This is a genomic window from Peptococcus niger (assembly GCF_900101835.1).
Taxonomy (GTDB): domain Bacteria; phylum Bacillota; class Peptococcia; order Peptococcales; family Peptococcaceae; genus Peptococcus; species Peptococcus niger.
On the sequence record NZ_FNAF01000018.1, the window covers coordinates 1 to 21,249 of the forward strand.

Annotated in this window: 22 protein-coding genes and 1 rRNA gene; 14 read left to right on the forward strand and 9 right to left on the reverse strand. The window is 58.1% G+C overall.

Annotated features, from left to right (window positions below):
- The coding region (locus tag BLQ16_RS08945; protein ID WP_144019692.1) for an S-layer homology domain-containing protein at positions 1-674 on the forward strand (674 nt) is incomplete at its 5' end.
- Between the two features lie 253 nt (positions 675-927).
- Here BLQ16_RS08945 and BLQ16_RS08950 read toward each other — a convergent pair.
- Positions 928-2,337, reverse strand: a complete 1,410-nt coding sequence (locus BLQ16_RS08950; protein ID WP_091792387.1) for an alanine/glycine:cation symporter family protein — start codon at positions 2,335-2,337, stop codon at positions 928-930.
- A gap of 239 nt (positions 2,338-2,576) precedes the next feature.
- Between BLQ16_RS08950 and BLQ16_RS08955 the strand changes: the two genes are divergently transcribed.
- Positions 2,577-2,762 carry a hypothetical protein gene (locus BLQ16_RS08955; RefSeq protein ID WP_091792388.1) on the forward strand — a complete coding sequence of 62 codons (186 nt, stop codon included), beginning with the start codon at positions 2,577-2,579 and terminating at the stop codon, positions 2,760-2,762.
- Between the two features lie 42 nt (positions 2,763-2,804).
- Positions 2,805-3,248 (forward strand): large-conductance mechanosensitive channel protein MscL, encoded by a 444-nt coding sequence (gene mscL, locus BLQ16_RS08960; protein WP_091792389.1) that lies wholly within the window; start codon positions 2,805-2,807, stop codon positions 3,246-3,248.
- Positions 3,249-3,343: 95 nt separating this feature from the next.
- Here the strand turns inward: mscL and rsmI are convergent, their stop codons facing one another.
- The 5 genes from rsmI to BLQ16_RS08985 form a co-directional block, all read right to left on the reverse strand.
- Complete coding sequence (gene rsmI / locus BLQ16_RS08965) at positions 3,344-4,195, reverse strand: 16S rRNA (cytidine(1402)-2'-O)-methyltransferase (RefSeq protein ID WP_091792390.1); 852 nt, start codon at positions 4,193-4,195, stop codon at positions 3,344-3,346.
- Between the two features lie 21 nt (positions 4,196-4,216).
- Positions 4,217-4,918 carry a tRNA1(Val) (adenine(37)-N6)-methyltransferase gene (locus BLQ16_RS09695; RefSeq protein ID WP_159428070.1) on the reverse strand — a complete coding sequence of 234 codons (702 nt, stop codon included), beginning with the start codon at positions 4,916-4,918 and terminating at the stop codon, positions 4,217-4,219.
- Entirely contained in the window at positions 4,902-6,014 is a 1,113-nt protein-coding gene (locus BLQ16_RS09840) for a PSP1 domain-containing protein (RefSeq protein ID WP_091792391.1), read from the reverse strand. The genes BLQ16_RS09695 and BLQ16_RS09840 overlap by 17 nt, the downstream gene beginning before the upstream one ends.
- Before the next feature lie 81 nt (positions 6,015-6,095).
- Positions 6,096-7,109, reverse strand: a complete 1,014-nt coding sequence (locus BLQ16_RS08980) for a DNA polymerase III subunit (protein WP_091792392.1) — start codon at positions 7,107-7,109, stop codon at positions 6,096-6,098.
- Positions 7,110-7,176: 67 nt separating this feature from the next.
- Positions 7,177-8,535, reverse strand: coding sequence for an Orn/Lys/Arg family decarboxylase (locus BLQ16_RS08985; RefSeq protein ID WP_091792393.1), 1,359 nt, complete (start codon positions 8,533-8,535; stop codon positions 7,177-7,179).
- A gap of 217 nt (positions 8,536-8,752) precedes the next feature.
- On the opposite strand from BLQ16_RS08985, the gene BLQ16_RS08990 reads away from it, so the two are divergent.
- The 3 genes from BLQ16_RS08990 to phnX all read left to right on the forward strand — a co-directional run bounded on the left by BLQ16_RS08990 (position 8,753) and on the right by phnX (position 12,460).
- Positions 8,753-10,363, forward strand: coding sequence for a DNA alkylation repair protein (locus tag BLQ16_RS08990; protein ID WP_091792394.1), 1,611 nt, complete (start codon positions 8,753-8,755; stop codon positions 10,361-10,363).
- Positions 10,364-10,510: 147 nt separating this feature from the next.
- Positions 10,511-11,515: a M23 family metallopeptidase gene (locus BLQ16_RS08995; RefSeq protein WP_242868989.1), complete on the forward strand. Its 1,005-nt coding sequence runs from the start codon at positions 10,511-10,513 to the stop codon at positions 11,513-11,515.
- A 147-nt stretch (positions 11,516-11,662) separates the two neighbouring features.
- Positions 11,663-12,460 carry a phosphonoacetaldehyde hydrolase gene (gene phnX, locus BLQ16_RS09000; protein WP_091792396.1) on the forward strand — a complete coding sequence of 266 codons (798 nt, stop codon included), beginning with the start codon at positions 11,663-11,665 and terminating at the stop codon, positions 12,458-12,460.
- A 116-nt stretch (positions 12,461-12,576) separates the two neighbouring features.
- Here phnX and BLQ16_RS09005 read toward each other — a convergent pair whose 3' ends face one another.
- Positions 12,577-13,956: an MATE family efflux transporter gene (locus BLQ16_RS09005; RefSeq protein ID WP_091792397.1), complete on the reverse strand. Its 1,380-nt coding sequence runs from the start codon at positions 13,954-13,956 to the stop codon at positions 12,577-12,579.
- Between the two features lie 138 nt (positions 13,957-14,094).
- Here BLQ16_RS09005 and BLQ16_RS09010 point away from each other — a divergent pair, with 138 nt between their 5' ends.
- The 5 genes from BLQ16_RS09010 to BLQ16_RS09570 all read left to right on the forward strand — a co-directional run bounded on the left by BLQ16_RS09010 (position 14,095) and on the right by BLQ16_RS09570 (position 17,454).
- A complete protein-coding gene (locus BLQ16_RS09010) occupies positions 14,095-14,526 on the forward strand; it encodes a MarR family winged helix-turn-helix transcriptional regulator (protein WP_159428071.1) in 432 nt (143 codons plus the stop codon).
- Between the two features lie 262 nt (positions 14,527-14,788).
- A complete protein-coding gene (locus tag BLQ16_RS09015) occupies positions 14,789-15,418 on the forward strand; it encodes a TlpA family protein disulfide reductase (RefSeq protein WP_091792399.1) in 630 nt (209 codons plus the stop codon).
- Positions 15,418-15,567 carry a CD1871A family CXXC motif-containing protein gene (locus BLQ16_RS09745; protein ID WP_091792400.1) on the forward strand — a complete coding sequence of 50 codons (150 nt, stop codon included), beginning with the start codon at positions 15,418-15,420 and terminating at the stop codon, positions 15,565-15,567. Before BLQ16_RS09015 ends, BLQ16_RS09745 begins: the two co-directional genes overlap by 1 nt.
- Positions 15,560-16,465, forward strand: a complete 906-nt coding sequence (locus BLQ16_RS09025; protein WP_242868990.1) for a 4Fe-4S binding protein — start codon at positions 15,560-15,562, stop codon at positions 16,463-16,465. The genes BLQ16_RS09745 and BLQ16_RS09025 overlap by 8 nt, the downstream gene beginning before the upstream one ends.
- Entirely contained in the window at positions 16,462-17,454 is a 993-nt protein-coding gene (locus BLQ16_RS09570) for an S-layer homology domain-containing protein (protein ID WP_144019693.1), read from the forward strand. The genes BLQ16_RS09025 and BLQ16_RS09570 overlap by 4 nt, the downstream gene beginning before the upstream one ends.
- Positions 17,455-17,589: 135 nt before the next feature.
- Here BLQ16_RS09570 and BLQ16_RS09040 read toward each other — a convergent pair whose 3' ends face one another.
- Positions 17,590-18,156 (reverse strand): beta-class carbonic anhydrase, encoded by a 567-nt coding sequence (locus BLQ16_RS09040; RefSeq protein WP_091792404.1) that lies wholly within the window; start codon positions 18,154-18,156, stop codon positions 17,590-17,592.
- Positions 18,157-18,301: 145 nt separating this feature from the next.
- Between BLQ16_RS09040 and BLQ16_RS09045 the strand changes: the two genes are divergently transcribed.
- Positions 18,302-18,616, forward strand: coding sequence for a hypothetical protein (locus BLQ16_RS09045; RefSeq protein ID WP_091792405.1), 315 nt, complete (start codon positions 18,302-18,304; stop codon positions 18,614-18,616).
- Positions 18,617-18,681: 65 nt separating this feature from the next.
- On the opposite strand, the gene BLQ16_RS09050 is transcribed toward BLQ16_RS09045, so the two are convergent.
- On the reverse strand, positions 18,682-20,067 hold the full coding sequence (locus tag BLQ16_RS09050) for an SLC13 family permease (protein ID WP_159428072.1): 1,386 nt from the start codon (positions 20,065-20,067) through the stop codon (positions 18,682-18,684).
- Between the two features lie 111 nt (positions 20,068-20,178).
- Between BLQ16_RS09050 and BLQ16_RS09055 the strand changes: the two genes are divergently transcribed.
- The gene (locus BLQ16_RS09055; protein ID WP_091792407.1) at positions 20,179-20,868 is read left to right on the forward strand and encodes a Crp/Fnr family transcriptional regulator; all 690 of its coding nucleotides are present in this window, start codon (positions 20,179-20,181) and stop codon (positions 20,866-20,868) included.
- Between the two features lie 243 nt (positions 20,869-21,111).
- Positions 21,112-21,249, forward strand: a 23S ribosomal RNA gene (locus tag BLQ16_RS09060); the annotation flags it as partial.

Consider the following 21,249-nt stretch of genomic DNA (forward strand, 5'->3'; position numbering starts at 1 on the left):
AGCCGCAGAAGCCCGATGAAGAAAAACCGGCAATTGACGGCTCCTCTGCCGCCTATTTAGCCGGCTATCCTGACGGCAGCATCAGACCTGATGGCGTCATCACCAGGGCGGAAAGTGCCAAAATCATCGCCCTCTTAAAAGAAATGGATGTTTCCAACACCGAAAAACCGGCCTTTGGCGACGTGGCCTCCGGTTGGTACAATCCTTATATTAACGCAGTGGTTCGGGCGGGATTAATGAAGGGCTACCTTGACGGCACATTTAAGCCGAACGCCCCCATCACCCGGGCAGAATTTGCCCAAATGATCATGCCCTTGGATAAAGAAAATTCCGCGGCGGCGCCCTTTGCCGATGTAAAAGGCCATTGGGCAGAAAAGGCCATCAACCAAGCCTATGGCAACGGAAGAATCAGGGGTTATCCGGATGGGACCTTTAGACCGGATGGACAAATCACCCGGGCAGAAGCCGTCACCATCTGCAACAACCTCTTTAATAGAAAGGTAGATGGAGAAGGGTTAAAGACCACCCTTAAAAATCCGGAAAAAATAAAGACCTTTACCGACCTGGATAAGTCCCACTGGGCCTATTATGAAATCCTAGAAGCAGCCAATGCACATGATTACCAAATAAGGCATAAGGGCCAGATGGTCGAAAACTGGATAGAAGTCAAGTAAAGGCAGAGAAAAGGCCGGGAAGGGTCCCGGCCTTTTTCATATCATCATTCATATCATCAAGGGCAAGTGATCAGGGGAAGCCTGGGGGGATGGGGGACCGCCTGCCCAGGTCGGGAAAAATGGCGGCAAAAGAAAAAGGCCATGAACAGGTCTGTTCATAGCCTTTTCAGTAGAGGGTCTGACCTTATTTTTCAAAGTCTTCCCTGCTCATGCTACGAGTGATCATGCGACAAGGGGCTCTTTTTCTTGGGGCTTATTCGTCCCAGGCTTCCAGCGGGGTGGTGATGCTTTTAATCCGTCCCGAGTGGAATTCCGGGTCTTTGCCGGCCTTGAGCTGGGCCTTGTAGTCCTGGTAGGTTTCCAGGGCAATGCCACCAATTTTTAAAATAACAACCAAGTTGATGATGGCCATGATGCCCATGAAGATATCGCCGAAGTTCCAGACGATGGAAAAATCGCCGACGCTGCCGAGGAAGAGCAGGCAGCAGCAGAGGATCCGAAAGATATTCAGCTGGGTCTTGTTGCCCCCCATAAAGCCGATGTTGGATTCCCCGTAATAGTAGTTGCCGATGATGGAACTGAAGGCAAAGAGGAAAATACAGATGGACAAGAAGGTGATCCCCCAGCTGCCGACCTCATTGGCCAGGGCCTGCTGGGTAATTTCCAAGCCCTGTAAGTCGCCGCCGTAGAAGTCTTGGCCGCCCAGGAGGACGATGAAGGCCGTTGCCGTGCAGACAAACCAGGTGTCCACATAAACGCCCAAGGATTGGACAAAGCCCTGCTTGGCCGGGTGGGAGGTGTCTGCCGTGGCTGCCGCATTGGGGACAGACCCCATCCCGGCTTCGTTGGAGAAGAGGCCCCGTTTAACCCCCTGCATAATGGTTACCCCGATGGCAGCGCCACCGAATTCCTGGAGGCCGAAGGCGTTCTTAAAAATGATGGAAAACATTTCCGGGACAAAACTGATGTTTTTCACAAAGACAAAAAGGGCCACGAAGATATACATGACCGCCATCACCGGCACAATCTTCCCTGTGACATCGGCAATGCGGTGGACGCCGCCGAAAAAGATCCAGCCGGCCAAAAGGGCCAGGATAAGGCCGGTGGCCCAGGTGGGCAGGTGGAGGGTGGTTTTGGCAGCGCCGGCCAGGGTATTGGCCTGCATGGCATTGAAGCAGAAGCCGTAGGTAATACAAATAATAACAGCGAATAAGTAAGCGATCTTCTTACTGCCTAAAACCTGGGTGATGTAGTAGGCCGGGCCGCCACGGTAGGTGCCGTCCGGGTTTTTCACCTTGTAAATTTGCGCCAGCGTGGATTCAATAAAGCTGGACGCACCGCCGAGAAAGGCCAGGACCCACATCCAGAAGACCGCCCCCGGGCCCCCCAGAGAAATGGCCACCGCCACCCCGACGATATTCCCCGTCCCGATACGTGAGGCGGCGGAAATACAAAAAGCCTTAAACGGTGTAATCCCGTTTTCATGCTTAGCGGTGCTGGTCGTTTCACCGAGCAGCTTGAACATATGGCCCAAGTTGGTGACTTGGCCACAGGCCAGGCGAATGGTGAAGTAAATCCCCACGCCGCTGAGCAGGAATACCAAAATATAGCTGTAAAGCCAGCCGCTAATGGTATCCGTAAAGTTTGCAACAAGTTCCTGCATAAAAAAACCTCCTTTTTGAGCACTTCTCGCCCTATTATACCATGCTTGGGCCGCTTAGGATACGGCCATGACCCGCTTTTTCTGAAATTTGTATCAATGTAAAGGGATTAATTTAAAATTGGCTCAACACAGAGGGCTGGTTTGTTAAAAATGTGCCGGGCTTGTATAAAAAGGGCCCAAGCCGGGTATCTGTCCATAAAGGCTCTTGTGGTGATAGACAATAGAGAGGAAGGATTCAAATGATGAAAAAATTTTTAAAGGGGATCGTGCTGATTAAAGGCCTGCCGATCCTGCTGCGCAAAGGCTTTAAACTGGTCGGCTGCCTTGTCGCCCTTGTGGCCGGTTACCGGCTGTCCAAACGCTATAACCTGACAGACCACCTACCCATGCCGGGCCAGGTGCGTCAGTTGCTGAGCCGCAAATAAAGGGGTTGAAACCAGTCAAAAAGGGAGCGTGGGAGACAGACCATGGGATCGTTTGTAAAGGATTTTAGGGACTTTATCAACCAGGGCAATGTCGTCGACATGGCCGTCGGTGTGATCATCGGGGGGGCCTTCGGTAAGATCGTCAGCTCTTTGGTGACCGATGTGATCATGCCCCTTATCGGTGCGGTGACCGGGGGAATCAGCTTTAGCGATATCAAGTACGAGCTGACGCCGGCCGTGATGGAAAACGGCAAGGTCATCCAGGAAGCGAATACGCTGAACATCGGCATGTTCATCGACAGCATCATCAATTTTTTAATCATCGCCCTCTGTATCTTTACGGTGATTCGCCTCTTGCAAAAGAGCAAGGAAAAGTTCATCCATGAGGAGGCCCCGGCAGAGGAAGCGCCGGCGCCGTCGGCAGAAGACCTGCTTACGGAGATCCGGGACCTTTTAAAAGCGGGCGAAGAAGATAAGCAGCCTTAGCCTGCCGGCTTAGGAATGGGCAAAGGCCCCTCTTCCGTCTCAAGTGAGATGGAAGAGGGGCCTTTTTATGTGGGGGCTTAAGCGGCCGGGGCCGGTCAATCCTCGCTGGCCTTTTCAGGGGCGGCTGCTTGCTTGGTGGCAAGGAGCCCCTGGTAAAGGGCCCGGGAGGAGGTGCCGAAGCGGTCGGCGGCGGTTTTGGCCGCTTCTTTGGTCCGCATGCCGTCGGCAAGGAGGTCGGCGGCGTAGGCCAGGGCGGCGTCATCATCCGGGCCTTCATCGGCGGCCCCGGCCATGACGAAGACGAATTCGCCACGCGGGGGGTTGGCGGTAAAATGGGCCAGGAGTTTTTCCGGCTTATCCCGGCGGACTTCTTCAAAGCGTTTGGTGAGTTCCCGGCAGATGGCGACCTCCCGGTCGGGGAAGTGGGCCTGTAAATCGCTTAGGCTGGCCAGGACCCGGTGGGGGGCTTCAAAAAAGACGATGGTGCGGGGCTCCTTTTCCCATTCTGCCAGCCGCTGGCGGCGGGCCTTGCCGCTTTTGGGCAGGAAGCCGTCAAAGACGAACCGGTCTGTCGGCAGGCCGGACAGGACCAGGGCGGTGAGGACCGCCGAGGGGCCGGGGATGACGGTGACCGTATGGCCGGCGGCTTGGGCGGCCCGGCAGAGTTCATAGCCCGGGTCGGAGACGGAGGGCATCCCGGCGTCGGTTAAGAGGGCCAGGTCGCCGCCAGCGGTTAGGTGGTCCACCAGGCGGTCTGTTTCCCGGGCCTTGTTGTGGTCGTGGTAGGCGGTCAGGGGTTTATGAATATCGTAACGGGCCAAGAGGGTGGCGCTGGTCCGGGTGTCTTCGCAGGCGATGAGGCTGACCTCCTTTAAGGTGCGGATGAGGCGCAGGCTCACGTCTTCTAAATTGCCGATGGGGCTGGCACAGAGGTAGAGGGTAGACATAGGGCTCCTTTCCGGCGGGGGTCAGTCCAAGAGGATGGGCGGCGCCAGGGTAAAATCGCCGCGGCCTTCAAACTGACAGTCCAGGACGGCCAGGCTAATGCGGCCTGACCGGCGCGATTGGTAGGGCTGGAGGGTCAGGGGTTTTAAGTTGAAGTCTCGGCAACAGCTGATGAGTTCGTCTAAGCGGGCGGCCCGGTAGACCAGGCAAAACCGTCCCTTTTGGCGGAGGTAATAGCGGGCCGCCCGGCAGAGGGCGGGCAGGTCCAGGTGGGTTTCATGCCGGGCGATGGTGCGTTCGTCAGACCGGGCGGCGGCCCCGTGACCGATCCGGTAAAAGGGCGGGTTGGCCACCACCAGGTCAGCCCGGTTGGCCAGGTCCGGACGGGGCTGGCGCAGGTCTTCCTGGATAAAGGACAGGCGGGCCGGGTCAAGGCCGTTGCGCCGGGCGCTGGCGGTGGACAAGGCCACCAGGTCAGGCTGGAGTTCCAGGCCGACCAGGCGGGCAGTGGGCCAGGCGGCCGCCAACAAGTGGGTGATGATGCCCGTTCCGCTGCCCAGGTCAAAGGCCCGGCGGGGCGGCGGCAGATGGCTTTCAACGTAACGCGCCAGCAGGTAGGCGTCAATGGTGTGACGCAGGCCGCCGGCGCGTTCGTACAAAGCCCAATCGTTGATGCCGATGTCGCTGAACAAACAGCCGGCGGTGAGATCAGCTTTTTTTGTCATTTGATTTGCCCTTGGAGAAGTAGTGCTTTTTGTTGCGGTGGTCGCCGTCCTTTCGGCGGGGGGGCTTGCCGTCTCTTCCGGACCGGTTTTTCCGGTCGAATTTATGGAAGCGGTTGCCCTTCCGCAGCCGTTTGTCGTCGGCCAGGGGCTCGGCGTTTTCGACGATGATTTCCGTGTCGTTGGCGGCGGACCGGTGCTTTTTCGGGGGGCGCTTATTTTTTTGCCCAGCTTGACCCTGGCCGTCTTTTCGCCGGCCCTTGTTGGCCGGGGAGGGCTGGTCAGCCTTTTTGGCCTGGGTCTTTGGGGGTTCGGCCTTGGTCCCCTGGCCGATGGGCTTGGCGTCCAGGTGGGCAAAGGGTTCCTTGCTCTTGCTGTCCTGGCTGTCCGCTTCCCGGTCAGCCCGCATTTTAGCGGCCACATCAGCGGCGGTACAGCCGGGGCAGGTTTTATGCCATTCGCAGTAGTTGTCGTTTTCGTAGTTGAGGCAGCAGAGCAGGCGGCCGCAGCAGCCGCTGATTTTTGACGGGTTCAGGGACAGGCCCTGCTCCTTGGCCATTTTAATGGAGACCGGGTTAAATTCCGTTAGGAAACTGTGGCAGCAGAGGGTGCGGCCGCAGATGCCGATGCCGCCGATGAGTTTGGCCTCATCGCGGACGCCGATCTGGCGCAGTTCAATCCGGGTGTGGAAGACACTGGCCAGGTCTTTGACCAGGTCGCGGAAATCCACCCGTTCCTCGGCGATGAAGTTAAAGATGAGCTTATTGCCGTCCAGGGTGCGTTCCACATCAACCAGCTTCATGTCCAGCTTGTGGTCTGCAATTTTACGTTCGCAGATGCCGAAGGCTTCGCGGCAGCGGTTTTCATTTTCACGGGCGGCAATCATATCTTCAACAGTGGCCAGCCGGACGATGGGGGTCAGGGGGGCCTTCAGGTCCTCTTCCTTGACCAGGTGGGGGGACTTGACCACTTGGCCGATCTCTAGGCCCCGGTCGGTTTGGACCACCACTTGGCTGCCGACTTCCGGGGGCAGGCCGGTGACAGCAAAATCGTATATTTTTCCTGCGGGTTTTAATTGCACCGCAATGGCTTCTTTCATAAACATTCTCCTATCTTTCGTGACCACTCGCCGGTATGCGGCGGCCGATGGCTCTATTATACCAAAAAGGCCTTGTATCGGCTAGATGGTGGTGGTCAATCGCTGCTGAATGGCGAGGAGGGTCACCAAAAAGACCAGGGCCGGGTCGGCGCCGGTTTCCAGGCGGGCCGTCCCCTGGCGGAGGAGGGCGAGGATGGCGGTGGCGGCAGCGGCAGAGGGCAGGGCGGGGGCCGGTGTGGTCCCCGTTGCCGGCAGGCCCAGGAGGGCTTTCATCCCTTCCAGGTAATAGCTTTCAGCGTAGCCGAAAAACCGTCGCAACCGCGCCTTTAAGGCGGTGCGGTCCAGGCGTTTTTCACCGGGCGCCCGGCAGAGGGTCTGGAGGTCGTCGACCAGGAGGCCGGGATGGCGGCGGGGCAGGTCATCGAGGAGGCGAAAGACCTGCTGGCGGTCTGTCAGCAGGCTTTCGTCCTCCAAAAGGCGGCGGGCCTTGGCAAGCGACCCGCCGGAGAGCCGGGCTGCCAGGTCGATCTGGGCCGGCCGGTAGGGGAGGTCGGCGGCGGTGAGGAGGGCGGCGACATCGGCGGCCGGCAGGGGGGCGAAGAGGTAGGTGGCCAGGCGGGACCGGACGGTTTCCGGCAAGGCTTCCGGGTGGCTGGCGGTTAAAATAAAGGTAATGCCGGGGGCCGGTTCTTCCAGGGTTTTGAGGAAGGCGTTGGCCGCTTCCCGGGTCAGGCGTTCGGCGCCGACGAGGACGACCACGCTGCGCTTGTCGTGGCTGGTGGTGGCCAGTTGGCCCAGCATGGTCCGCAGCCGTTTAATGCCGATGGACCCCTCCCGGGGGATATCCTTGGCCGGGAGGAGCAGGTCCGGGTGGGTGCCGGCGGTTAAGTAGCGGCAGGAGGGGCAGTGGCCGCAGGCGTCCAGGCCTTGCGGATTTTCGCAGAGCAGGCGGGCGGCCAGGGCGTAGGCGGCGGCCCGCTTGCCGACGCCTTCCGGGCCGGCAAAGAGGAGGCCGTGGGGCAGGCGGTTGTTATCGAGGGCGTGTTGCAGTTGGCGCAGGACGCGGTGTTCCCCGCGCAGTTCAGAAAGGTTCATGGCATCAGCTCCAAATGGACAGAGGGGGGTTCATTTCGTATAATAAAACTAATGTGATGGGGACCGTCTAGGACAGGCGGATGACCGGGACGGGGGTATCCGGCGGGAGGCCGGCATCCAGGGCACTTTGCACCAGGGCCGGATCAAAGCGTTCGCCGGGTAAGACCAGGGGGACAGCCGGTGGCGTGACCTGGACCGTATCTGCTGCAATCCGGCCGGCGCAGGCCTGGAGGGGGATCCTTTCCCGGTCGGCGGAGAGGGCCTCGGCCCAGGTCAGGCAGCGCTCCGGCAGGGGCGGTGCGGACAGTGGCGGGTCTGCCGGCTTATCCTCGTTGGTAAAGGTCGGCAGGCTCTGGGCCACTTGGGTCAGGGTGGCGGAGGCGATGTCATCCGGGCCGGCCAGGGGCCAGAGCAAGAGGGCCGCGCGGCGGTTGGCCAGTTCCACGTCCAGGCCCTGGCGGGCCAGGCGGTCGGCCAAGGCCGTGCCGGCCAGGCCGGGCGCCCGGATCAGCCAGCGCAAGGGGTCGGCATACAGGGTCACCTGTAGGGGCGTTGGGGCCAGGGACCGGCGCAAGCGGGCCAGGCGGGCCAGGCCCTCGTCCATGGTGGTGCGGGCCTCTGCCCCGGTCAGCCAATCGTAGGCGGCCTCTAAGGAGGCCAACATCAGGTAAGAAGGCGAGGAGGTCTGGACCATGCGCAGGGCCCGGTCCAAGGCCTCTTGGTCTGCCGGGCGACGGCCGACCAGGAGGCTGGCGCCGGTCAGGACGGGCAGGGTTTTATGGCTGGAAAGGACCAGGCAGTCGCCCTGGGGCGGCGCGGGATAAGCGGGATGGTAGCCATAATGGGCCGCGTGGGCGCCATCTGTCAAGATGACCAGTCCGGCCTCCCGGGCCGCTTGCAAGGCTTCAGGCGCCCGGGCGCCATCGTAGGAGGGGTCAATGTGCCAAAAGACCCCTGCCTCCGGCCGACGGGCCAGGGCCCGGGTCACCGCCCGGGCATCGGTGCCTAAAATGGCACCGGTGGCGGGATCGACCCGGGTCGGCAAGTCGACGGATTCAGCTCCGGCTAAAAAGAGCCCGTGGCGAATGCTCTGGTGGGCATGGCGGGGGACCAAGACCGTTCGGCCCCGGCAGAAAGCCAGGCACATGGCCAAAATGCCGGCGGTTGACCCGCCCACCAGGTAGCGGGCAAAGGCGGCATCGTAGTGACGGGCAAGGGCGGCCTGGCTGGCCGCCAGGGGCCCGGAGGCCTCGCTGAGCACATCCAGGCCGGGCAGTTCGGTTTGGTCAAAGGCAAAGAGGGCCCTGCCCCAGGCCTGGGCCAACCGGGGCGGGACCAGCCTGCCTGCCGCATGACCCGGCGTATGGGCCGCGCTGCGGTTTTTATCAGCATAGGCGGCCAAAGCCCGCCAGAGATGATCAGCCATGTGAATTTCCCCCAATCTTCTAGAATAACTTTATTGTAACATACGAGGGCAAGGCCGTGAGGCCGATTTGGCCCCTTCCGTGATTTTGAAAGGATCGTTTTATGAAAAAAATCTTGATGGCGGTTGCCGGCTCCTGCCGTAAGCCTGGTCAAAGGGCTTATGAAGACGCCGATGGCAAGACACTCAGACCGTCAACCGGCGCCAAGGAGGCAGGACAATGACCCAGGTTCATAACCGGATTAAGACCGCACTTGAGGAAGCGGCAGAAGCGACTTATCGCACTTTTATGGAAGGCCTTTTTCGACACCTGCCGGCGGCGCCGATTTTAGGTGTGCGGGCCCAGACCTTGCACCGGCTTGCCGAGGACTTGGCCGCGGATGCCCCGGCACGGGCCGCCTTTATGGCCGACCTGCCCCATGCCAGCCACGAGGAAAATCTGATCCATGCCTATCTGATCAACGCCGGTCAAGAGGCGGCGACCACCCTGGCTGAAGTGGAGGCCTTTTTGCCGGAAGTCGACAATTGGGCGGTATGCGATGCCCTGCGCCCGCCGGTCCTGGCCCGGGAACCGGAGGAGTTGGAGCAGGCCCTGGGGCGCTGGCTGGCAGAGGGGTCGCCTTATACGGTACGGTTTGCCGTGGGGATGATGGAGCGGTTTCTATTAGATGAAAACTTTCACCAGGTCCATTTGACCTGGGTTGCCGGGCAGGAGGCCAGCCATTATTATGTCCAAACCATGCTGGCCTGGTATTTGGCCACTGCCCTGGCCAAGCAATGGGAGACGGCCTACCCCTTCTTAACGGAAAACGACCAATTGAGCCGGGAAGTCCGGCGGCTTGCCATCCGTAAGGCGCGCGAAAGCCGCCGCCTGCCGCAGGCCCATAAGGATGCCCTGGCGGCCCTGCCCCTTCCGGCGGACAGGCCGGTGGCGGCTGAGCGGGACCCGCTGGCGGCTGCCCTGACCCGGCTTTTGCCCTACGCCCCCTGGCAGGGGGCCATGGCCGACCGGCCCCTGTCCTTTTACGGCTTGGCCGGGCAGGTCTTTATGGAAGTCCGCTTTTTTGAAGCAGAGGCGGTGGTGGTCCGGCTTTCCTTCGGGAAGGCCGGCGCCTGGGCCGAACAGGCGGCCCGGCGGGATGATGCCGTCGGCTATGTGGCCAACCAGGACCTCAACCGGCTGGAGCTCCTCTACCGGCCTGACGGCAGCTTTTCCTGTGAACGGCTCTTGCCCGGCGACCTGCCCCGGCCTGCCGATGGCCCGGACCGGGCCTGCCTGTGCACCGTCCTGGAGAGCGTTGCCGACTTGTTTGCTGCCGGCCGGTTGACCAACGGCCCCCTGGTGCTGAACAAGGCCCACCGCTTCCAAATGACGGAGGAGGGCCTTAAACCCTTGGCCGCGCCCCCTGAAGACCCGGGACCTGCGCCTCTTTTGCCGGCCTTTACCCTGGCCCGGCTGGCCCACTTGCCGGCAGACCAGGCTCCCCGGGAACTCTTCTTTTTCTACCTCTTCAACCCGGTCCAGGGCAGCCGCCAGCCCCGCGCCGTCTACCTGGTCAACCTGGACAGCGGCGCCGTGGAATGGACGGACGTTTTTATTGAGCGTGACCAGGGGCAAGGAAAGCCCTGGCAGCAGAAGCTCCTATCCCGCCTTAGTCAGGCCTGGATCAATGGTAACAGCCGGCCGGCTGAAATTTTCACCGCCCAAGGCAGCCTTTACGACCAGGTCCGGGCCGATTTTGCCGCCGCCGGGATCAGCTTCCAGTTTAACGAGGACAGCTACGTCGGCGATGACCTCTTGGCCTTTTTGCGTCGGGGCCCCCTGCGTTAAAGCCAGGCCGCCGGTGGGCGTCGGATAAGGCGAACGCACCGGTTAAGACGGAACAAAGTGGTTACAAATTGTTCCTTTTAAGCCATACCGGTCTTTTTTGTGCTAAACTATCTGCAAACCCTTAGTATGGAAAGGATGTGGCTTCATTTGCGTCAAAGATGTTTGGCATTGCTTTTGGCCCTGGTATGTGGCCTGGCCGTTTTATGCGCCCAGGCGGCGCCGGCCCAGGCGGCTCAGCCGGAATATGCCTATGTTCCCCTGAAAAGTGCAGCTGTCGTTCAACAAGATGGTGTTTGGTTGCCCCTCCGGTCCACCTTTAAAGATTTGAACATGGACTTGGTTTGGCGGGCGGAAGGCCAGGATAAGATCAAACTGACCCACGGTCAGCAGAATTACGAAATTGGCTTGACCCAGCGCAACACCAGGATTACCTTATCTGACGGCTCTACCTATCCGCTCGTGATTAAAAACGGATCGGCCTATGTCCCGCTCAGCCTGTTTGAAAATATTGTTAACCGTAACATCGGGCTGTCCGGTAACCAAATGCTGGTCTTGGTGGATGGCGATCCCAACTGGCAAATGGTTGGCGGCACCTGGACCAACCAAAAGCCCATGTGGGCCCACATGAATGCCTACCAGGCACCGCAAGTGGCCAAAGTGGCGCCCCCCAGCACCACCAACCCGAAAGCCACTTCGCCGACCCCGGCCCTTGCAGAAGCAAACAAGGTGAATACCGCTCCGGTCACGACCGGTGACCAGTTGATCTGGCCCACCACGGCCACCTATATTTCTTCCCCCTTCGGTCAACGGGTCTACCCCCTGGGCAATGGCGTCCAGACCGATTTTCACACTGGTGTTGACATTGCCGGTGCGGCAGGAGACCCGATTTTTGCCGCTGCAGCAGGGGTGGTCACCCGCGCGGAAGCCTTCTCTACCTACGGCAATTGCATTGACATCACCCACCCGTCCGGTTTGGTGACCCGCTATGCCCATTTGCAGAGCATTTCAGTGGTCGTTGGCCAACCGGTGGGCCAGGGCCAGGTCATTGGCGCCCAAGGCATGACCGGCGCCGCTACAGGCCCCCACTTGCACTTTGAAACGCGTGTCAATGGTAAGGCCGTTGATCCGGATGCCTTTATTCATTATCGTTAACAGATGACTGAACCGCCTTCGCATGTTTCGTTCGTATGAATCGTTTGCATGTATCGAGGGCGGTTTCTTGATTGCAGCAGTTGACCGGTTAGCGGTGCTGAGCCGCCGGCAGTTGCCCTTGCTGATTGGCTTGCAAAGGAGAACGTTATGAGCAAAAAAATTCAAATGGTCGTCCTCGACTGGGCCGGCACGACGGTGGATTACGGGTCTCTGGCGCCCCTGGACACCATGACCGCTATCTTTGAAGCGGAGGGCCTCAGCCTGGCGCCCCATGAGATCAACGCCTATATGGGGATGGCCAAACGGGACCACATCGCCTGCCTGCTAACAAAGGCGCCCGGCGCTGACCAATGGCTGGCTAAAACTGGCCGTCCTGCAAGTGAAGGGGATATTGATGCCCTTTACGGTGCCTTTGAAAGCCAGATTGAGCCGGCCATCCTGGGCCACGCCCGCTTGATTGATGGGGTGGCGGAGATGACCGCCGCCTTACGGGCCCGCGGCCTTGCGGTGGCCTCCACCACCGGTTACACCCGGGCCATGATTGAGGCCCTTTTGCCCATTGCCAAAGACCAGGGCTATGCTCCGGACTGTGTGGTGACCGGCGATGATGTGAATAGCTCCCGTCCGGCCCCCTTTATGATTTATGAATGCATGCGGCAATTGAACATCTACCCGGCCGATAGGGTGGTCAAGGTGGGCGACACGGTTTTAGACATCGGCGAAGGGAAAAACGCCGGCGCCTTGGCCATTGGCGTCTTGGAAGGGAGCAACCTCATCGGCCTCTCTCAAGCCACCTTTGAGGGCTTATCGGAAGCCAGGCAGGAGGCCTTGTGCAATGCGGCCAGGGAAAAATACATTGCCGCCGGCGCCGACATGGTGATTCAACGCATTGCCGACCTGCCGGCCGCCATCGACGCTTTAAATGCCCAGATGGGCAGCCGTTGACCGGCGTCGTTGATTGCTAGCAAGTTGATCGTTAAAAAGCAATAAAGATTAAAAAGGGGGCCTTCTGCCGAGACTTGGCAGAAGGCCCCCCCTTTTTTTATGCTGGCTATTTTTGGCTACTGGTCCTTACCCTGTGGCGGTTGACCCCGCAATTCATGCCGGTAGCGGAAGAGGAAGATGGCCACCAGGATGGTCGATGCCAGGTCGCTGACGGGATAGCCCAGCCAAACGCCGGTCACCCCCCAGAGGCGGGCAAAGATAATTACGCAGGGAATCAGAAAAATCAATTGGCGGGTCAGCGATAAAAAGGTTGCAATGGCGGCCCGGCCGGTGGCCTGAAAATAGGTACCGCCCACAATGCCCAGGCCCAAGAGGGGGAGGCATAGGATATTTAGCCGCAGCCCTTCCCGGGTATAGTCGCCCACGGCCGCCAGCGTTTCCGCATTGCTGGCAAAGACCTGGACGATGCTGTCGGTAAAGACCATGATCAGGCTGAAGGTGACCACGGCAAAGACCGTCCCCACGGCAATGGCCTTAAACAAGGCTTCCCGCACCCGGTGGGGGGCGCCGGCGCCGAAATTAAAGCCGATGATGGGCTGGACGCCCTGGTTGATTCCGAACAAGGGGAAAAAGCAGAGGGTTGAAACGCTGTGGACAATCCCCATGGCGGCCAGGGCGTTATCGCCGCCGTAAACCTTCAGTTCCTGGTTGATGACGGTGATGACCAAACTGGCGGCCATCTGCATGCCGAAGGTGGGAATCCCCAGGGCCGCAATGCGGCGGACCAGGGGCCCGTGTAAGCGGAAGTTTTGCCGCCGGAGCTTGAGCAGGGACCGGCCGCTTAAAAAATACAGTAAAATCCAGAGGCCGGAAAAAGACATGGCGATGACCGTGGCCCAGGCGGCGCCGGGGACCCCCATCCCCAGCCGCATAATAAAGAGGTAGTCCAGGGCCACATTGATAAAGGTGCCCACGGCCATGGTTGCCATGGCCAGGTTGGGGTTGCCCTCGGCGCGGATGACATTGTTCAGGCTGAAGGAGAGCATCTGCAGGGGCAGGGCCAGGCAGAGAATCCGCATATAGGTGACGGCTGTGGGAATCAGCGAGTCTGTCCCCCCGAAAAGGCGTAAGAGGGGTTCGGCAAAGAGGAAAATCACAGTGACCAGGGCCAGGGCGGCTATGATCATCAGTACAAAGGCATTGCCCAGGATCCGCTCCGCTTCGTCATGGGCGCCTTCGCCCAACCGGATGGAAATGAGCGTTGTCGCCCCGATGCCGATCAACATGGAAATGGCCATGATGACCAAAAAAACCGGGAAGGTAATGTAAACCGCCCCGATGGCCTGGCCGGAAACGGTGCCCAAAAAGATCCGGTCCACCACATTGTATAAAGCCCCAACCACCATGCCCACGATGGCCGGTAGGGAAAACCGCATCAACAGTTTGCCCACCGGCATTTCCGCCAAGAGCTGGCGGCGTTTTTCAGCAGCATTCATGCCCTCACCTCCACTGGAATAATCATAGCACGAGCCGGGCAGGGGAACAAGAGAAGCCTTCCGGGGCGGGCATTGACAGGGAAAGGCGCCTGCGGTACGATGTTTGCAGGCAAACCATTCAACAATGGAGGAGAAAAAATGACCGAACAAGACCAACTGGCCCTGCGCCTTTTTTATGCCGTGCGCGAAGTGAACGGCCTGATGCAAAACCGCCTGAGCGAGACCTTGGAAGCCTGGGACCTGACCCCGCAGCAGTTCAGCGTTTTGACTGCCGCCCAGGCCCAGGAGGTCATCCGCAACAGTGATATTTGCGACCTGCTGAGCCTGTCAAAAGGAACGGTTTCCGGCATCCTCAACCGGATGGTCAGCCGCGACCTCTTGGCGAAGAACCAAGCGGGTGGCGACCGCCGGGCAGCCGGCTACCGCCTGACCCCCGCCGGCGAGGAGCTGATCAAGACCCTACAGGCGGAAGCCCTGTCTTTTACGACCCCGCTCAGCGCTGACCGGACCCGGGCAGAGCTGCTGGCCGCCTTGCGCAGCTTGGAGCGGCTGGCTCAAGCCCTTTCTTGACGGTTTCCACCAAGCCTTCGTTACCTGTCCTGAACAAGTTAAGAGACAAAACCCGACACTTTTTTAAAAACGTGTCGGGTTTTTACTTTTTTCTCAAGCTGACAAGGGGCTTGTGATTGTTTTCTTAAATGTTCGGCTCAATTTTTTCGGATTTAGTAACATGTGCTATAAAATCAAGACAAACCGGCGGAGACTATGCTACAATGCCAACTGTTCTTACTGCTCTGGTAATCATCGTCTATTGAATTTAGGAGGAAAATGAATGAGAAAAAAATTAGTGGCAATGATGTGTTTGGTCGGCCTTTGCATGGGGATTTTAGCCGGCTGTGGTACCGGTGACAGCGATAAGGCAAGCAGCAGCGCTGCCATGCCGGCAGATTCGGCAGCAGCCATTGGCGGCACCAGCAGCACGGCAGCACCTGCCGGCGGCGATGTGACCGAACTGGGAAAATTTAAAATGGACACCATTGACGGCAAAACCTTCACTTCAGATGACCTGAAGGGCCACAAGCTGACCCTGGTCAATGTGTTCGCCACCTTCTGCAACCCCTGCATTGCGGAAATCCCTGACTTGAACAAGTTGAACAATGAAATGAAGGACAAGGGCGTTCAAGTCATCGGCGTGGTCATGGACGTGACCGATGGGAAAAAAGAATTAAAGGATATTGTTGACAAGGCCAAAAAGATTCAAAAAGACACCGGCGCCGAATACCCCTTCTGCAAACCGGACAAGGGCATGCTGAACGGTCGCCTGGCCGGCATCACCACCCTGCCGACGACCTTCCTCGTTGATGAAAACGGCAAAATTGTTGGGGAAACTTACGCCGGCTCCAAGTCTCTTGACGAATGGAAGCAGGTCATCGAGCAGGAACTGGCGAAGGTTCAAGGCTAATGAAAGCCCACGCCTACAGCCTCTATTGCCGCCTGGCCTTGCTGGTCCTCGGTCTGGCCATGGTCATCGGCGGCATCTTCCGCAATGAGACGGGCGTCGTCTTCGCCAAGGCCTCGCGCATTTGTCTGGAGTGTATCGGCATTGGCTAAGCGAACCTATTCAGATGCCCGCCGTCACTTTGGTCAAGGCGCCTGGACCCTGGCCAGCAACGCCCACCTGACCGGTTTTATCACCGGGCAAATTTACACCGGCCCCTTAAAAACCGCCTGCGTCCCCGGCTTGAATTGTTATTCCTGCCCGGGGGCCTTGGGGGCCTGCCCCATCGGGGCCTTGCAAGCGGTCATCGGCAGCGCCGAATATAAGCTGTCCCTTTATATGATGGGCTTTTTCGTCCTCATCGGGACGCTGCTGGGGCGGCTGGTCTGTGGCTGGCTTTGCCCCTTTGGGCTGGTCCAGGATTTGTTGCACAAGGTCCCCTTTCTTAAAAAAATTCATACCTTCCCGGGAGACCGGGTCTTGCGTTATTTGAAATACCTGGTTCTGCTGGTCTTTGTCATCATCTTGCCCCTGACCCTGGTCAATGTCATCGGCTCAGGGAGCCCCTATTTTTGCAAGTTGATTTGCCCGGCCGGTATGCTGGAAGGGGGCTGGCCGCTGGTCGGTTTAAACCCGGACCTGCGCAAGACCTTGGGCAACCTCTTCATCTGGAAAAACGTCGTCTTGGCCCTGACCATCTTCTCGGCCATGGTGGTCTACCGCCCCTTCTGTAAGTACCTGTGCCCCCTGGGCGCCATCTACGGACTCTTTAACCGGGTGGCCTTTTATCGGTATCATTTGGATGCGTCGCGTTGTATTAGTTGTGGCAAATGTCGAAAAGCTTGTGGAATGGCCATTGACCCAGTCAGCGAGATCAATAGCCCGGAATGCATCCGCTGTGGCCGTTGCCGGCAAACCTGTCCGACGGCGGCCCTGTCTGCCGGCTTTAAAGGGCCGGCGCCGACCTGCCCACAAGCGAATGTTTCAAGCGTGAAAGGAGAAGCTTTATGAAAAGAACCCTATTTAAAAAATGCAGTGCCCTGCTCTTAATGGCGGCCTTCCTGCTGACAACCCTGCCGGCGGCAGCCGCCCTGGCAACCCCTGAACCTAGTCCTTCAACGCAGACCAAGGTCGCTGCAGACAAGAAGGACCTGGCTGGCGATAAAGAGAAACCGGCCGACAAGGACAAGGCTGGTGACAAAGAAAAACCGGCCGACAAGGACAAGGCTGGCGACAAAGAGAAACCGGCCGACAAGGACAAGGCTGGCGACAAAGACAAGCCGGCCGACAAGGACAAGGCTGGTGACAAAGAGAAACCGGCTGACAAGGACAAGGCTGGCGATAAAGAGAAACCGGCAGACAAAGAAAAACCGACCGATAAGGATAAACCGGCCGCTGACCAGGCTGCCTATATGAGCGGCTACCCGGACGGCACTTTCCGCCCGGGGCAAAAGGTCAGCCGTGCCGAAACCGCTGCAGCCTTCAGTCGCCTTTACTTGCAGGACAAGCCAATCACCCAGCAACTGCCCGTTTTTTCAGACATCGACAACAGCGGGAAATGGTATGAAAATGACGTCGCTACCGTTGTCAACGCCAAGTACATGAGCGGCTATCCGGACGGCAGCTTCCGCCCGGAAGCCCCCATCACCCGTGCCGAACTGGCCGCCATGCTTACCCGGGATGACAAGAGCGCTGTCAAGCCGGCTCCCTTTAAGGATGTTAAGGGGCATTGGGCTGCGGAAGCCATTGGACGCGCCCATGCCAAGGGCTGGATCAGCGGCTATCCGGACGGCAACTTCCGCCCGGATGCCCCGGTCACCCGGGCAGAACTCTGCGCCCTCTTCAACCGCTTTGCCGGTCGCAGCTTGACGGCAGATGAAGCCGCTAAGCTCGCCCAGCAGAAGGGCAGCGTCAGCTTTAAAGACGTGGACGCCGCTCACTGGGCCTATAAAGATATTCTTGCGGCTGCCAACGCAGCCCCGGCCAAGTCCGAACATTAAGGCCAGGCCCTGAGCCTTTGACACCTAGGCCGGAAATCGGCCCATAAAGCAACCGCCCTGCCACCGAAAGCCCCTCTGTCAAGCGGACAGAGAGGGCTGATCGGTTGCAGGGCGGTTTTTTTGTTTATCCGCAGGTCAGTCGGTGGTCGCATCAGGGTCCCGGACAATGAGGCGTAAGGCCCCGGTGTCCGGTTTCATCACCAGGCCATGAACGACCACACCGGTTGGCATGAGCGGGTGGCCCTTAATATTGGCCACCGTTTGCTGGACCGCCTCTTCAACATTGTCAAAAGGCGCCAGCCAGTTGCGCAGGTCAACGCCGGCGCCTTTCAGGGTCATAAAGGTATCTTGGCTGATGCCGCGCGCCGTCATCTTGGCCATCATGGTATCGGCATTTAGCGATCCGGCGCCGCAATCATCATGGCCCACGACAAAGATTTCCGTCACGTTGAGGTCATAGACCGCCACCAAGAGCGACCGCATGGTGCTTCCAAAGGGGTGGGAGACCAGGGCACCGGCGTTCTTTATAATTTTCGCGTCGCCATTGGCCAGGCCCATGGCGGCACTGAGCATGGTGGACAGGCGGGTATCCATGCAGGTGAGCACGGCCACCTGCTTGTTCGGGTATTTGTCGGTTATAAAAAATTCGTATTCTTTACTGTCTACAAAGCGCTTGTTATAGGCTAAAATTTCTTCCAACATGGCGCACCTCCTGAATACCAGTAGTATAGCACTTCCCGCTTAAAAAGAAAAAGTCCCGGGCCTGTCATGGGCAAAAACGTGCAATCCGGGCCCTTCTCTGCTATGCTTAAAGAAGCTTCTGTTGCTTCTAAAAAGGAGGGACGCTATGATTCGTTTGGAAGCCATTCCCAAGGAACTGCGCCGCCGTCTGCCTAAGCTGGAGGCCGGCGCTGCCATTGAAATTTTAACTTATAAGCGTAACCGGGGTCTGATCATCACCCTGCGGGGGGACGAGACCTACCACGTTCGCGAACACGGTTACCACCGTGAAGAATTTGAAGCCATCGGCCAACCGGCCCTGATCAAGTTGGTTGCCCGGATTGCCAAGCGGGAATTTCCCCGGTCAACCAATGTGCGCCTGTACACCCATGCTCCCGGTGAGCAATTGCTCATCAGCGACCAGCCGAGCATTCGCATTTAAGGGAAGCCCCAACGGGCTGCTCACAGCAAAGAAAGGGTGCTCCGGAGGGGAGCACCCTTTCTTTGTTAAGCAAACAAGCCGATTAAATACCAGTAGGGAATAGAAACCAGGAATAAAATCCCGAAAGCCCCCAGGGTACGGAGGCACAAGGCCTTGATGAGCAGCTTGTTGTCCATTAAGCCGAAACCGGTGCACATTAAAAGAATGGCGTATTCATAGGGAAAAATGTAGACATCCGTCCCAAAGCAGAGGGCATAGGCGATGGGCAAGGGGTTATAGCCAAAGGACAGGGCCATGTTGGTAATGGCCTCTGTCAGCGTAAAGACAATCGCCAGCGGCGTCAGGGCAAAGTTGGCCACCACCGCCAGGACAAAGGTCGCGATGGTCATAATAATCGGGCCTTGGCCCATAACCGGCTCTGAAGACTTGATGAGCACATCCACCAGGCCGACAGCCCCGGCCACCGAGCCGATGGACATGGCCCCGGTCATGACAAAGAGGATCTTTAAATTGGCCTCCTCAAAATCATTGGGCTTTAAGATGCCCACCGACGGCAAGAAGAGAAGGGCCATGGGCAAAGCACTCAGTAAGAAGGGGTCCAGGTCCGCCATCGGTGCTAAAATATAGTCAGCCACCAGGACCAGGAGGACAATAAGGGTCGTCCACTCCTGCCGGCTCATCGGGCCCAAGGCTTTTTTATGGGCCAGGAGAGACTCCCGAGCATCCAAACAGCGGCCATTGTCCAGGCGGAAGAATTTCAGCACAATCAAGACGGAAATAAGCATCCAGGCCAGGCTGGGAAGGATATTGCCCAGCATCCATTGGAAATAATCAATATTGCCCGCCACATTCCGGTAAACGCTGTTGATGTAAATCCCGTTGCCTGAGGTGTAGAGCATCAGCCCCGGGCCGCTCATGGCAAAGAAAGCCGCCAAGCCCAGGGCTGTACTTTCCCGGCTCTTAAGGGGAATATCCAGGGCCCGCACAATGCCCAGGGCAATCGTCGTAAAAATCATCGCCCGGGCCATGGGGTCAATAATGATAAAGGCCATGACCACCCCGGCCCCCATAAAGGCCCAGACCAGGCCCTTGAGATTGCAGTCAAAGCGCAAAATAATGCTGTAGGCCATCCGCTTGGCAATCCCCGTTTTATCCGTGGCATAGCCAATGAGTAAAATCGAAATGGTCCCCCAGATGAGACTGTTGAACCAAGGCGCATAAGCCACCTCAGCCGGCGCCGCTCCGGAAAAGAAAAACAAGGACGGCAGAACCGCCCCGACCACTCCGGCGGGAACAATAGAGGTCATCCAGGCCAGGACCCCCCAAAGGGCAATGGCTAGGAAATATTGCATTTTAGGGGCCATATCCAAGGGCAAAAGCCCAAAGATGATGGGAATCCCGAAGACAAGGAACCATAATAAGTACTCTTTCCGAGATGACATTGTAGACATATCCATCCTCCTTTGTGATAGCTATTCATTAGGGCCATCATACCATGTATAAAAATGCTTGATAAGTAGCGACCACTACAAACAAACGTACCTCTAGAAAGGAGGCCGTCTATGAATGACGAGCGCCTTACCGGCAGCCCCTTCCTGACCTTAAAGCCCTTGGGTATGGGCTACCCGCATTGGCCAGCCGCCTTGGCAGACCTGGCTTCTGTCAGCCACCACCCTAAAGGCAGCCGGCTCTCTCAAGTTGGAGACCGGGCAAGCGACATCATCTTTCTCATGAAAGGCAGCATCATGGACAGCATCGCCAATACCAACGGCCTGGAAAAATGCACCCTCACCTTTGCCCCCTACCCACACTGGTTGGCCCCTGCCTGGCACGACCTGCCCCTCCTATACGCCAGCACCGCCTACACCGATGTGACCCTCTGGCAGATCTCCCGAGAAAAATTGAGTAATATAATGAAAGAATCCCCAGAGTTCTTATCCTTCATCATGCGGTTTTTTGCCCTAGAAAGCCGCCGCCTCTACCACCAGTCCTACCTGCAATACACCATGCCCAGCACCATGAAAATCGCCCAGACCCTGGCCTTCTATCATTACCTAAGAGAAGAAGAGGTCATACCGGACTTGCGCTTAACCCAAAGCCTCATCGCCCAACTCAGCGGCGTACACCGGACCAGCGTCGCCCAGAGCCTTCAAACCCTGCGCAGTAAAGGCCTCATAGGCAACCAGCCCGCCAGCCCCTTGACCCAGACCCAAGGCCTGGCCCTGGAGGAATACGCCTTTAAAAGAACCTGACCGGACAGCCGTTAACAAAAATGAAATAAAATGCCCAAAAAGGCAAAAAAAGGGTTGACGGCATAAAATAGTCGTGGTATTATATACAAGCTGTCGCAAACGACAGCAGTTCTTTGAAAACTACACAGCAACGCATACGAAAGATATGCAGATGAGTTTTTCTGTTTATATAGAAAAGGTCATCAATTTCATCGAGAGTGAAAACTCAAGCGAAATAAGTAAGCAAACTTATACTGAACCAAAGGTTAAGTAACTAAGGGCATGCGGTGAATGCCTAGGCGCCGGGAGCCGAAGAAGGACGCGGTAAGCTGCGAAAAGCTACGTTGAGTCGCAAGCAGACCTTGACACGTAGATATCCGAATAGGACAACCCTGCCGGAGT